Raw genomic sequence first — 13046 nt, 5'->3', positions numbered from 1 at the left:
CTAATTTAAGGGACTGTAAATTATAATTTAACTAATCTTTCAACGGCTTTTTCCAAGGTTTCTTGCTTTTTAGCAAAACAAAAACGTAAAACATGGTGGTCCGTATTCCGGATATAGAAGGCAGAAACCGGGATAGAGGCTACGCCATACTCCTTAATTAACCTTTCGGCCATAGCGACATCTTTTTCATCGCTGAGGTGCTCATAGCTAACGCATTGGAAATAAGAACCATTGCAAGGTAATAATTTAAACTTGGTTTCGGCCATCAGGGAACGGAACAAATCGCGTTTTTGCTGGAAGAAAGCCGATAATCCCAGATAGGTCTGTGGATCTTTCAGGTATTTTGCTATGCCTACCTGCATCGGGGTGTTCACACTAAATACATTGAACTGGTGTACTTTTCTGAACTCTTTCATCAAGGGTTCAGGGGCAAGGCAATAGCCTAATTTCCAGCCGGTAGTGTGTAGTAACTTGCCAAAAGAGGCGACAATAAAGCTCCTTTCCCGAAGCTCAGGATATAAGGCTACGCTCTGGTGCTTTTTCCCGTCAAAAATAATGTGTTCATAAACCTCATCACTCAAAATCATGATGTCGGTATTTTTGGTCAGTTTGATCAAGGCCTTAATGTCTTTTTCGGACAAAACACAACCTGTTGGGTTTTGCGGGCTGTTTAATATGATCATTTTGGTATTGGCAGAGAACAACTTCTTCACCATCTCCCAATCAATTTCGTAGTTGGGAGGGGCAAGCTGATAAGGCTTCACCAGGCCGCCAAGCATTTTAATCGTTGGGGCATAGCAGTCGTACGCAGGCTCAAAGATGATGACTTCATCACCTGCATTGATATAGGCGTTCAAAGCTGTAAAAATGCCTTGTGTACCTCCGGCGGTAATGGTAACCTCCGTCTCGGGATGGTATTCTGCTCCATAAAGACTGTTCATCTTTTCAGAAATCAATTCCCTCAGGACCGGAAGGCCGGTCATCGGGGCATATTGATTGAATCCCTGTTTCATTGCATCCGCTACATATTCAATTAGTTTTGGATCGCATTCGTAATCAGGAAATCCCTGAGAAAGATTAATTGCTTTGTGTTCTTCAGCTAATTTGGACATGACCGAAAAAATGTTCGTGCCTGTTCCAGGTAATTTTGATTGTGTAGATATCATGTGGCAACGAAAATAGAAATAATATTTATCCCCTTATATCAGATTTATTTAATAATTTCATCCTGCTATGACTTTTAAAACAAAAGAAAGCAGGTTGCTGCTCGTTTTAGGCTCTTTTTTCGTGGCCAATGCCATTCTTTCAGAATTTATCGGTGTAAAGATATTTACAGTCGAAGGAACACTCGGTATCAAACAATTTGACATTAATTTATTGGGGGTGCCCAACCTTTCTTTTAACATGTCGGCAGGCGTATTGACCTGGCCGCTGATCTTTATCATGACAGACATCATCAATGAATATTTTGGTGTCCGGCAGGTGAGGTTCCTTTCGATTTTAACGGCCGTATTGATCTCTTATGCCTTTGTCATTGTGGGGGCAGCAATGAAGCTTACGCCATCAGATTTTTGGGTAAACCAAAACATTCAGGGGCATCAGCTCAATATGAATGCGGCTTTTGCGGGGATATTCGGACAGGGGATGTGGATCATAGTAGGCTCTATCATCGCTTTCCTGGTGGGGCAGATTGCCGATGTGCTCATTTTTCATAAGATCAAGAAGGTGACAGGTGATAAGGCACTTTGGTTAAGGGCAACGGGTTCCACGGTAGTTTCCCAGTGTATTGATAGTTTTGTGGTGATCTTTATCGCTTTTTACCTCAATCCTCAGTACAACTGGAGCTGGCAAATGGTCGCTGCGATTGGCCTGGTGAACTATACCTACAAGTTCGTCGTTGCGATTCTGATGACACCTATATTATACCTTGTCCACGGCATCATCGATGGTTACCTGGGGAAAGACCTGGCGCAGCGCATGATCAAAATGGCCGGTAGGTAAATCAAATTATGCAGGTCATCAAATTATAATTTGATTCTTTTGTCAAAGACGAAGGACTCTGATTTCAGCAGTTTAATCAATTTAAAGTCGGGGTGTTTCGGGTTGATCAGGTAATTGTATTCTGCAGGAATGATGGAAGAGGGGACTTTTAATACGGCAGATTTTCCTTCCAGGATCCAGCTTTCACCCATTTCCTGAGTGAGGGGCATGTTTTCAAACTCCACCCAATCTGAAGGTAGTTTTTTCAGTTCAATGGTCAGTACTGTGATGTCATCAGGGATCTCAATGGTCATCACCTGGAAAGCGTTGTTGAGTCCGATCTGATTTCTGTGCACTACATTCTCAAGACAGGCCAGAGAACGTGAACCTGCAGCATAAATAACATCCACTTCATTCGGATTCCAGCGTGCAGCTCTTCCTGAGGCGACCAGAGCGCCTGCATATTTTGCGAGGGCGATACGAAATACCTGCATATTAGGCTAAATCACCATATTCTATCCGGATGAGTTCTTCTTCGATCAGTGAAATCCCGGTAATGGTATCCATCAGATCAAAAGGAATCTGGTTTCCCAGGCCATAAGAAGGGGTATTCAACCATAAATGAAAGGCTTTGGCTGTTCCAAAAATTTCTATCCCTTTTTCAAAGAGTGAGAAGGATTTCAATAGCTTTTCACTTAAAGCGGCATCCAGCTTTGAAGCATTGGAAACGTAATTCTCGATGGTTTTTACATTTGTTTTAAAGGTGTCCTGAAATTCTTCGCGGGTAAAACCGGAAAGGCTCAGGAAATCCAATGCTGCCTTTGCTGATAAGCCGTTTTTAGAGCTGGTCAGTACGCTGATCGAATTGGTGTATAGGGATTGATAAGGTGCGATTAGTGCAGCCTCGGCAACTACAGATACTTTAGCTTTAGTTTTATAGGGTTTTGGAGTGTTTGCCATAATACTTCTTTTTTGCTATTTCAAATGTAGGAATATTTTCTGTGGTTTTTAGAATATTTTCCAAACAAAGACGCATTCCTGACAATCCCGGCATTTGAAGGGCATGGAATGCGGCTTTGAAGAGGGAAGGAGGGCTAGGAAATCTTCTTTACTTCCAGTATTTTAAACTCCTGGATGCCATCGGGCATCTCCCAGTTGATGATGTCGCCGGTTCTGTATCCAAACAACGCAATGCTGATCGGCGCAAAAACAGATACTTTCTGCAGCTTGATATTGGCTTCTTCGGGCGTCACAATCCTGAAGGTAAATTCTTTTCCGGTCTTCGTATTGGCGATTCTGGCCTCAGATTTCAGACACACGACATCGCCAGGAAGGTCCTGATCCGCGTAAATGGTCGCTTCTTTGATTTCCTGTCTCAGTTTTTCCTTATTATAAGGACTCATATTGGATTTATCTAAATGTTCTTTTAGCAGTTTTAAATCGCTTTTTGATAGTGATAATGATTTTGTTTCCATGTGATCATGTCTTGATATAAAAAAATAAGTTAATTGCTTATGATAAAATAAGGGGCAACGCAACAGAATTATCGCGTAAAAGGTCAATCGGGTGTAACAGAGCGCCAGCGAAACCGCAGGAACCCATTGCTTAAAAAAATAAAACAGCAAAATTGACCAGAAGAAGAAGGCCCCTGAACCGATGTTAATACGAAGTGATTCGGGGCTTAATTAATAAAGTCTTTACTCGTGATCTGATAAGTAAAGCCAAAGGGATAGTTCTCCCTGAAAAACCTTTTGAAAAGGGCATACACCTGCAACTGACTTTTATTATAAGTCATTAACGTTGCTTTATATAGACCACTTTTTTGTTTCATTTTTGCTAATCTCGGTAGCTTTTTGGCAAATTCAAAGTAAAAGACGTTTTATTTTAAATCATTACCTTAGTCAGACTATCGGTATTATATGAAAACATTCCTCATCGCGTTATTAGGCCTCCTGGTTTTTAACCCAGACGCTGGCTTTGCACAGGGTTTTACGGCTAAGGAGAAATCAATTATCCTTTCCGGTGATACGGCAACCATGTTAAGGGTCACTCAGATTACGGAAGCACCGGAACTGAAAGTGCTGACTACGGCCTCTGCTGATATTGACCCGAAAGATCCTTTAATCAAAGTTCTGGCACAACGGATGTACCTCGCCATGCGGGATGTAACCAGACCTGGAATAGGGATTGCCGGGCCACAGGTAGGCATCAACCGCAACATCATCTGGGTAAAGCGGTATGATAAGGAAGGGGAGCCTTTCGAGCTGTACCTGAACCCAAAGATCAGCTGGAGATCGGAGCTGCTGCGTAAAGGAAGAGAAGGGTGTTTGTCTATCCCTGATGTGATCGGTGATGTGGTCCGTCATCATGCCATAAAGTTGAAATACGACGACCAGTCGGGCAGCTCAAAGGAAGAAATTATTGAAGGATTTACTGCGGTGATCTTTCAGCATGAAACGGATCACCTGAATGGAATATTGTTCACAGAACGCCTGAAAGAGCAGGAAAGAAAGGTCTATAATTCCCTTGCGGGAAGGCTGGATTTCATGGTAGAGAAGTTCTATGCGCGGCCCTGAAACGCTCCTGAAGGGGCCTCAGCGAAGCCGGAATGAGGCTCAAAAACAAGAAAAAAGCAAAGATTTCGCATAAAAAGTGCAATAGAAGCCAAGTTATGTACGTTTATTTCCAAAATAATATATATTTGGCTATAAATTAAATAATCAAAACATGGAAAAATTTTCAAAAGTTAAAGAATTACTAGCTTCTGTTGAGGCTGATGCAGAGAAGTTTTATAATGCAGGAAACAGTGCAGCAGGAACAAGAGTACGTAAAGCTATGCAGGATTTAAAAGTTCTTGCACAAGAAATCCGTACTGAAGTTACAGAGAAAAAGAACAGCGATAAATAATATCGAATTATTCGAACATCATTAGCCGTTTACGGACGGCTAATGATGCTTATTACCCTCCCCATTTCCCCTTCCAGCGATGTCTTATACAGCAGCTCCAAACAGATATTCTCAAATGCAATACCGCAGATGCGGCAAAAGCGGATTAAAACTACCGGCAATTTCGCTCGGTTTATGGCATAATTTCGGACATGTAGATCAGCTGGAGAATTGCAGCAATATTTTAAAGCTTGCTTTTGACAATGGGATTACCCATTTCGATCTTGCCAACAACTACGGACCTCCTCCGGGATCTGCAGAAGAAAACTTCGGAAGGTTACTGAAAAGAGATTTCGAAGGATACAGAGATGAGCTGATCATTTCTTCTAAAGCGGGATATACCATGTGGGATGGACCTTATGGAGACTGGGGTTCGAAGAAATACCTTGTTTCGAGCCTGGACCAAAGCTTAAAGCGCATGGGACTGGATTATGTAGACATCTTCTATCACCATCGCCCGGATCCGGAAACACCACTTGAAGAAACCATGGCTGCACTGGACCTGATTGTACGCCAGGGTAAAGCATTGTATGTAGGGATTTCCAATTATAAAGCGGAAGAAGCGGCAAAAGCCATTCAGATCCTTAAAGACCTGGGAACACCGTGTTTAATCCATCAGCCTAAATATTCTATGTATGAACGCTGGATTGAAGGCGGGTTACTGGATTTGCTGGGCAATGAAGGAGTGGGTTGTATTCCTTTCTCACCATTGGCACAGGGAATGCTGACCGACAAGTACCTGAAAGACATTCCATCGGATTCCAGGGCTGCAAAATCTCATGGCGCATTACAACAGGACCAGATCACCCCGGAACGGATCAAACAACTCAATGAACTGAATAAAATTGCTGAAGGACGTGGCCAGAAGTTGGCGCACATGGCGCTTTCATGGATTCTGAGGGACGAACGGGTCACTTCTGTATTGGTAGGCGCAAGCAAACCTGAACAACTGGCTGATTCACTTAAGTGCCTGAATAATATAGTTTTCAGTGCGGATGAACTTCAAAAGATCGATCAGATCCTATCCGCTTAATCCGATATAACCAGCATAAAAAAAGGCAAAGAATAAATCCCTTGCCTTCTCCGGGTTTTTATACCGCAACCGCTGTTGCAAGAGCCATTTCTGCTTTCAGATCTTCTACAAAGTGGTCAATCTGTGCTTTGCTGACTCCAGGCATACAGATGACGTGGCTATTGCCATCTTCTGTTGCAATCTGCCATTTTTGTCTCAATGCGAGGGATGGTGCAGGAAATACAACCGTTAATGCCGAAGGGTTTGTCCATGCCGGAATACCAATGTCATTCATGCTTTTTACGGTATAAGCCGCAATTTCGAGGCATTCCAAAGCCCTTTGTTTCAATCCTTCTCTTCCTAATTTCTTCAATGCATACCACATGAAAACAGGACTATGTCCATTTCTGCTTCCGGTAATGGTGGTATCTACTGTACCGATATAAGGAATGGCCTTGCCAATTCTGTCTTTATAGTTCTTTTTAACCAGCACCAATCCGCAGGGAATCGGAGAACCGATAAATTTATGACCACTGATGGCCATACTGTCTGTGCCATGCTGAAAATCAAAACCAGGTTTCAAATCCAGCAAGGCGCTGTAGGTGCCTGCAAGCGCGGCATCACAATGGATATAATGGTTTTTAATGGCCTGTCTGCGGAGGATAGCCTGGATTTGCTGCAAATCGTCTTTTGCTTCCATCATGGTCGTGCCGATATTTGCCAGAATGATTACGGGTTGATCACGGTGCATCTGAACCATTTCGTTCAGGTCATCATAGTCCATTTCTCCGTTTTTCTGTGTTCTGATGACGATGCTTCGCAGATTGAGCAGCTGAATGTTCTTTTGAACACTATAATGTGTGGCTTCTGAGTAATACACAATTCCGTTAGGATACAATTCCCTGGCTACATAAAGCCCATATAAATTTCCTTCAGAACCTCCGTTGGTTACATATCCCCACCAGTTTTTTTCAGGGGCATTGAAGAGGTCAGCAAAGAATTCCAGTACTTCCAGCTCGAGGGAACGGGAATTGAGGTCGTAGGTAGATTCCACCCATGGATCCCCAACATTATTTAAGGGTAATTTTAAAAGAGGGTAGAGCTCCGAATAATCGAAATCCTGGGCGATCGGATAGCCGATAAAATATTTTGAACGTTCCTCGGCTAACTTCATATACGTACTTAAACGCTCGTTATCGCTGGAGTTTAATTGTGTTTTCATGGTGATGTGCTGGTATTTAATTCTTCAAAATTAGATAAGCACCATATATTTTCCTTTGATTAATTGATATTCAATAAAATATCCTGAATTGTCCTGATCAGACAGTAAAAAGCGCCATATTTGTATCCTGCTGAATCCCATTTCAGCAAAATGCAATGATTTATAAATTAGATAAACTGGACACCCGGATTCTGAATATCCTGCAAAAAGATGCTTCATTGAGTACTAAAGACATCGCAGAGCAGATTGGTTTGAGTGTTTCGCCCACCCACGAACGCATCAAAAGGCTCAAGTCGGAAGGATATATTGAGAAATATGTGGCCCTGGTGAACCGGGAAAAACTAGGGAAACACTTATTGGTCTTGTGTACCGTAACGCTCAAAGAGCAATCTATTGAAACCCTGAAAAACTTTGAGGAATCGGTTACGCAGTTTAAAGAGGTGCTGGAAGTATTGTGTATTGCCGGCGGACAGGATTATCTGCTGAAGATTGTGGTGGATGATGTGGACGACTACCACACCTTTGTGGTCACCCATTTGTCGTCCTTATCAAATATTTCCACGCTGAGCAGTAGTTTTGTCTTAAAAGAAATCAAAAGAGAAACGGCATTCCACCTTAATTTTTATCTTTAGGCATGGAATCTACACAAACTTTGCCCGTATTAAACGCAGAAGAGCTTCGTGTTCTTGGCGTATTGATGGAGAAATCTAAAACGACACCGGAGTATTACCCAATGACCATCAATGGGATTACTGCGGCCTGTAATCAAAAAACTTCCCGCAAACCTGTTGTTCAGTACGATGAACAGACCGTTGTATTGACCCTGGATGTACTCAAAAGAAAAGGACTGATCTCTACTGCTACCGGTGGATCAAGCCGTAGCATCAAATACAAACATAATTTTGCCATTGTCTTTCCTGTTACCCCGCAAGAGGTGGCGATTCTTTGTTTGCTGATACTCAGAGGCCCTCAGACTCCTGGTGAATTGAATACCAATTCCGGACGCTTATACGAATTTGAGTCTTTGGAAGAAGTGCAATCGGTCTTGGAGCGCCTTTCAGATGCAGAACAGCCTTATATTTTGCAATTGCCGCGGAAAGCCGGACAAAAGGAGATGAGGTATACGCATTTACTTGCCGGAACCCCAGATCTTAGTCAGGAGGAACAGACAGAGGAACATTACAGCAGACCCGCAAGCGAAATTGAAAGCCGCCTGGCAAAAGTTGAACAGGAACTGGCAGAAATGAAAGAAGCTTTTGATAAGCTGATGAAAGAACTGATGGGTTAATACTTATCCTAAGAAAAATACAAATGAAATTACCTTTACTATTGGCCGTGGGCCTGTTCTCGTTCAGTACAGGAATGGCCCAGTTGCCAAAACAAATCAATGAGCAGGACCTGGCCCGGATGAAGCTGAAAATCCATAAAGCAGCAGATGAGCAGCTGAAAAAATGGATTGCAAAACCTGAGAAGGACGACTATGAGTCTAAAGATTTTCTGGAGTTTAAAACAGATACGACCAAGATTGAGCAATTCATGAAGCAGCGCCTTGCCATTGACTATTCTACTGCTGGAATGGTAGAGGCCAGCTATGATGCAGAAAAGGAATATGATCTTTTGCTGAACAAGTATTATCAGCAGCTGCTCAAAACCCTGGAGGCTAAAGATAAACCCTTGCTGGTAGAAGTACAGAAAAACTGGTTAAAATACAGAGATTCAGAAAGGAAAATGAACGGACTCCTGACCGAGGATAAATATTCAGGTGGCGGAACCATGCAAAGGATCATCTATGCTTCTGCCTATCTTGAGCTCACTAAAAAACGTGTTTTGGAACTCCGGGACTACCTGAGCCGGATATAAACGCTTTTAGCTAAAACCATAGCCTGTGGATGGGTGTTGTATTTACGATAACATCCATCTTATTTTCTGAGATCTGCGATTTTATTTAAAACATTAAAAATTGAGATATGTCAAAGAAAGTTGCAGAGCAATTGGTCGATATGCTGATTCAATCAGGTATTAAGCGTATTTATGCCGTAACAGGCGATAGTCTGAATGAATTAAATGATGCCGTAAGGCGAAGTCCTGATATCCAGTGGATACACGTCAGGCATGAAGAAGCAGGTGCTTATGCCGCGGCAGCGGAAGCAGAGCTTCATGGTTTGGCTTGTTGTGCAGGTAGCAGCGGGCCGGGGCATGTCCATCTGATCAATGGCCTTTATGATGCACATCGTGCAGGCGCTGCGGTGCTGGCCATTGCCTCCACTTGTGCTACCGCAGAATTTGGTTCCGGTTATTTCCAGGAAACGAATACCACCAAGCTTTTTGACGATTGCAGTCATTATAACCAGATCGCAACCACACCAGCTCAGTTGCCAAGAATGGCACAGGCAGCATTGCAACATGCTTTTCATCATAAAGGGGTCTCTGTATTGGGCTTGCCCGGAGATGTAAGCAGTATGGAAGCGGTGGAGAACATGTCGGCAGACAGGACGTATTTTTCCAAAGCAGTCATCCGTCCGGCAGATGAGGAATTGCTGGCCTTATCAAAACTCATCAACAGCCATAAAAAGATTGCGATATTTTGCGGTGTTGGTGCTGCAGAAGCACATGATGAGGTGGTTAAACTTGCAGCCATGCTGAAAGCACCTGTTGGTTATTCCTTCCGGGGCAAAATGAGCATTCAATATGATAACCCTTATGAAGTGGGAATGACGGGTTTGCTGGGTTTACCTTCAGCCTATCATAGCATGCACGAAAGTGACCTGGTGATTTTGTTAGGTACAGATTTTCCTTATGTTCCTTTTATTCCGCAGGATAAGGTATTGGTTCAGATTGATACCAAACCAGAGCGCCTGGGCAGACGTGCAAAGCTGGAAATGGGTTTACATGGCGATATCAAAACCAGTTTAGCGGCATTGATTCCGTTGCTGGATGCCAATGAAGATGATAGTTTTCTGAATGCACAACTGAAAGTTTATGAAAAAGTAAAAGAACACCTCCATACCTATGTAGAAGATAAAGGCAAAGCCGACGCCATCCATCCGGAGGCAGTTGCTTTTGAAATCAATAAACTGGCAACTGATGATGCCATCTTTACCGTAGATACCGGAATGTGTTGCGTCTGGGGTTCCAGGTATATTCATGCGACAGGTAAGCGGTCTATGCTGGGCTCCTTTAATCATGGTTCAATGGCGAATGCCATGCCTCATGCCATAGGTGCCGCACTTTCCAGCCCGGACAGGCAGGTGGTTGCGCTTTGTGGGGATGGAGGGATCTCTATGTTACTGGGAGATCTGGCAACGATTAAACAATACAACCTGCCAATTAAGCTGGTTGTATTTAACAACCGCTCTTTGGGCATGGTGAAACTCGAAATGGAAGTGGCAGGATTACCTGATGCGGAAACGGATATGGTAAACCCGGACTTTGCATTGGTTGCAGAGGCGATGGGGATTAAAGGCATTACCATCAGTGATCCTGATCATCTGGAGTTGTTGTTAAAAGAAGCATTTTTACACAATGGCCCAGTATTGGTCAATGTCATGACGGATCCCAATGCCCTGGCGATGCCACCAAAAATAGAATTTAAAATGATGAAAGGAATGGCGCTTTCCATGACTAAGCTCATGTTAGGAGGGAAGTTTGATGAAGTGCTGGATACGGTGAAATCCAATTACAAACACCTCAAAAGTATCATTGATTAAAGATATCTTGATATCAATAATAAGGCCGGGAAGCGCATCTTCCCGGCCTTATTATTTGATATAGTATCCAAGCAGATTTATAAAGTATCTCTGCAGATTTGTATGATATCCCGTAGGATTTTATAGTATGCTATAGGATCAACAACAGGAACTAGTTGTTGACCATTTTCAAGGCACCTTCACTATAACGTGCACCTGTATTCGGATACTGTTCGATCACTTTCGAAATCGCCCGTAAATCAGCTTCAGAAAGTTGTACATCCACAGCACCTGCATTTTCTTCCAGATATTTCCTTTTTTTAGTCCCCGGGATAGGAATGATCTGATCATCCTGCGCCAATACCCAGGCAATTGCCAGTTGGGCAGGGGTACAGCCTTTATCATTAGCCAGTGCTGCAAAATCATTGGATAAAGATTTGTTGTTTTCCAGATTTTCCCCACTGTATCGCGGTAAAGTTTTGCGGAAATCACTTTCATGCAAGCTACTGATGTCTGTCGTATTGATCACCAGGCCACGGGCTAATGGGGAATAAGGGACAAGAGAAATACCCAGTTCATTTACTGTGCTCAGGATTTCTCCTTCCACATCTCTGGTTAACAAAGAATATTCACTTTGCAGCGCTGCAATAGGATGGATGGCATGGGCTTTCCGGATGGAAGCAGGCGAAGCTTCACTTAAGCCAAGGTACCGTACCTTTCCTTCTTTCACCAGTTCTGCCATGGCACCTACTGTATCTTCAACAGGCACATTTGGATCAATCCGATGGGCGTAGTACAAGTCGATGGTGTCAATATTTAAACGCCTTAAGCTGTTTTCTACTGCAATTTTGATCCATTTCGGAGAGCCGTCAAAATAGGTGCCGTTCACATTGCTTGCTCCTGCATTTTCATCTTTAAAGCGGAAACCGAATTTGGTGGCAATAAATACTTTATCCCGGTTTGGAACCAGTACTTTGGAGATCAGCTCTTCATTCAGGCCATTGCCGTACATATCGGCAGTATCCCAGAAGTTAATCCCCAGGTCCAGTGATTTATGTAAAGTAGCGATACTTTCTGTATCATCAGTTGGTCCGTAAGCGAAGCTCATGCCCATACATCCCAAACCTATAGCCGATAATTTTTCTGTTGTTGTTCCTAGATTTCTGTATTTCATATCGTTTTATTTTATGAATCAAAATTAGCGGGAAAAGGAAATGGGCTGTTTATAGGATTCAAACAGATGATTATAATAATCAAACAGTCATGATTCTTATGATGATCAAACAGCCATGCTTCGTGCATCGCCGGGAGTTACTCCGGTATGTTTCTTGAAAAACTGATTGAAATAGGCCGGGTATTCAAAGCCGAGGCTGTAGGCTACCTCTGCAATGTTCCAGTCGGTATGTTGTAAGAGTGCCCGTGCTTCTTTGGTAATGCGTTCCGAAATCAGTGCAGTGGTCGTTTTTCCCGTCACTTCCTTTACAGAACGGTTCAGGTGATTGGCATGTACGGATAAACTTTGCGCATAATCATTTGCTGTTTTTAAGCGTAATGCTTCTTCAGGGCTATCTATCGGAAACTGTCTTTCTAAAAGCTCCATAAACAGACTGGTAATTCTGCTGGGCGCATTGGCATGTTTTTCAAAGCTTCCTGCCGGTTGCATTTTCATGGCTTCATGAATGATCAGGTGGAGGTAATTGCGTAGCAAATCATACTTGTGGGTATATTCAGAGTCCATTTCTGCAGCCATTTTTCTAAAAATAGCAGAAACTTCTTCCTGTTGTATCTCGTCAATAAAGAAGACCGGATTACCACCGATTTTGAATAAAGGAGAGTCCTGCAGGCCATCTTTACGTTCATTGGCGTTGATAAATGCTTCGGTAAACAGGCAGAACCAACCTTCCTGTTTTTCTGACGATGCTTCCCAGGAATAGGGGATCACCGGATTTGAGAAAAGAAGGGCAGGGCGGTCAATTGCGATCCATTTATCTGCATAATGGAGTATTCCTTCCCCAATAATCAGGGAGACTTTATAAAAATCACGGCGGCTGTAGGGGGCCTGGACTCTGCAATGGTTACGGCTATATACATTAAAGTGACCTGCTCCCGCATTGTTTAACCGATGACCGGAGGCATTGGCTTGTGGAACACGCTGATAAAATTCTTCAATGGTTTCGGTATGGTTCATTTTATAAAACTA

15 protein-coding genes are annotated in these 13046 nt (G+C 43.0%); 8 read left to right on the top strand and 7 right to left on the bottom strand.

What is annotated here, in order from left to right:
- Positions 1-20: 20 nt before the first annotated feature.
- Positions 21-1166 (bottom strand): methionine aminotransferase, encoded by a 1146-nt coding sequence (locus BUC20_RS06515; protein WP_073228864.1) that lies wholly within the window; start codon positions 1164-1166, stop codon positions 21-23.
- A 67-nt stretch (positions 1167-1233) separates the two neighbouring features.
- Here BUC20_RS06515 and BUC20_RS06510 point away from each other — a divergent pair, with 67 nt between their 5' ends.
- Positions 1234-2001, top strand: a complete 768-nt coding sequence (locus tag BUC20_RS06510) for a queuosine precursor transporter (protein WP_073228862.1) — start codon at positions 1234-1236, stop codon at positions 1999-2001.
- Positions 2002-2024: 23 nt separating this feature from the next.
- On the opposite strand, the gene BUC20_RS06505 is transcribed toward BUC20_RS06510, so the two are convergent.
- From BUC20_RS06505 to BUC20_RS06495, 3 genes are all read right to left on the bottom strand, one after another.
- Entirely contained in the window at positions 2025-2474 is a 450-nt protein-coding gene (locus BUC20_RS06505; RefSeq protein ID WP_073228860.1) for an RES family NAD+ phosphorylase, read from the bottom strand.
- 1 nt (position 2475) lies between these two features.
- Positions 2476-2940 (bottom strand): type II RES/Xre toxin-antitoxin system antitoxin, encoded by a 465-nt coding sequence (gene parS, locus BUC20_RS06500; protein ID WP_084528596.1) that lies wholly within the window; start codon positions 2938-2940, stop codon positions 2476-2478.
- Between the two features lie 134 nt (positions 2941-3074).
- A complete protein-coding gene (locus BUC20_RS06495; RefSeq protein WP_073228857.1) occupies positions 3075-3455 on the bottom strand; it encodes a GreA/GreB family elongation factor in 381 nt (126 codons plus the stop codon).
- Between the two features lie 444 nt (positions 3456-3899).
- On the opposite strand from BUC20_RS06495, the gene def reads away from it, so the two are divergent.
- The 3 genes from def (at position 3900) to mgrA (ending at position 5959) form a co-directional block, all read left to right on the top strand.
- Positions 3900-4556, top strand: coding sequence for a peptide deformylase (gene def, locus BUC20_RS06490; RefSeq protein ID WP_084528594.1), 657 nt, complete (start codon positions 3900-3902; stop codon positions 4554-4556).
- 151 nt (positions 4557-4707) lie between these two features.
- The gene (locus tag BUC20_RS06485) at positions 4708-4887 is read left to right on the top strand and encodes a histone H1 (protein ID WP_073228855.1); all 180 of its coding nucleotides are present in this window, start codon (positions 4708-4710) and stop codon (positions 4885-4887) included.
- A gap of 79 nt (positions 4888-4966) precedes the next feature.
- On the top strand, positions 4967-5959 hold the full coding sequence (gene mgrA, locus BUC20_RS06480) for an L-glyceraldehyde 3-phosphate reductase (protein ID WP_073228852.1): 993 nt from the start codon (positions 4967-4969) through the stop codon (positions 5957-5959).
- A 58-nt stretch (positions 5960-6017) separates the two neighbouring features.
- On the opposite strand, the gene BUC20_RS06475 is transcribed toward mgrA, so the two are convergent.
- Entirely contained in the window at positions 6018-7160 is a 1143-nt protein-coding gene (locus BUC20_RS06475; protein ID WP_073228851.1) for a histidine decarboxylase, read from the bottom strand.
- Positions 7161-7315: 155 nt separating this feature from the next.
- Here BUC20_RS06475 and BUC20_RS06470 point away from each other — a divergent pair, with 155 nt between their 5' ends.
- The 4 genes from BUC20_RS06470 (at position 7316) to BUC20_RS06455 (ending at position 10867) form a co-directional block, all read left to right on the top strand.
- Positions 7316-7792, top strand: coding sequence for an Lrp/AsnC family transcriptional regulator (locus BUC20_RS06470; protein ID WP_073228848.1), 477 nt, complete (start codon positions 7316-7318; stop codon positions 7790-7792).
- Positions 7793-7794: 2 nt separating this feature from the next.
- Positions 7795-8448, top strand: coding sequence for a YceH family protein (locus tag BUC20_RS06465; protein WP_073228846.1), 654 nt, complete (start codon positions 7795-7797; stop codon positions 8446-8448).
- Positions 8449-8471: 23 nt separating this feature from the next.
- The gene (locus BUC20_RS06460) at positions 8472-9020 is read left to right on the top strand and encodes a lysozyme inhibitor LprI family protein (protein WP_084528592.1); all 549 of its coding nucleotides are present in this window, start codon (positions 8472-8474) and stop codon (positions 9018-9020) included.
- 107 nt (positions 9021-9127) lie between these two features.
- The gene (locus BUC20_RS06455) at positions 9128-10867 is read left to right on the top strand and encodes a thiamine pyrophosphate-dependent enzyme (RefSeq protein WP_073228841.1); all 1740 of its coding nucleotides are present in this window, start codon (positions 9128-9130) and stop codon (positions 10865-10867) included.
- A 151-nt stretch (positions 10868-11018) separates the two neighbouring features.
- Here BUC20_RS06455 and BUC20_RS06450 read toward each other — a convergent pair whose 3' ends face one another.
- A complete protein-coding gene (locus BUC20_RS06450; RefSeq protein ID WP_073228839.1) occupies positions 11019-12020 on the bottom strand; it encodes an aldo/keto reductase in 1002 nt (333 codons plus the stop codon).
- A 105-nt stretch (positions 12021-12125) separates the two neighbouring features.
- Complete coding sequence (locus BUC20_RS06445; protein WP_073228836.1) at positions 12126-13034, bottom strand: helix-turn-helix domain-containing protein; 909 nt, start codon at positions 13032-13034, stop codon at positions 12126-12128.
- Between the last annotated feature and the right edge of the window lie 12 nt (positions 13035-13046).

It is taken from the genome of Pedobacter caeni (assembly GCF_900129215.1).
Lineage (GTDB): Bacteria > Bacteroidota > Bacteroidia > Sphingobacteriales > Sphingobacteriaceae > Pedobacter > Pedobacter caeni.
Note: the sequence above shows the minus strand (reverse complement) of the source record. Positions and strands in the feature narration are given on the sequence as shown.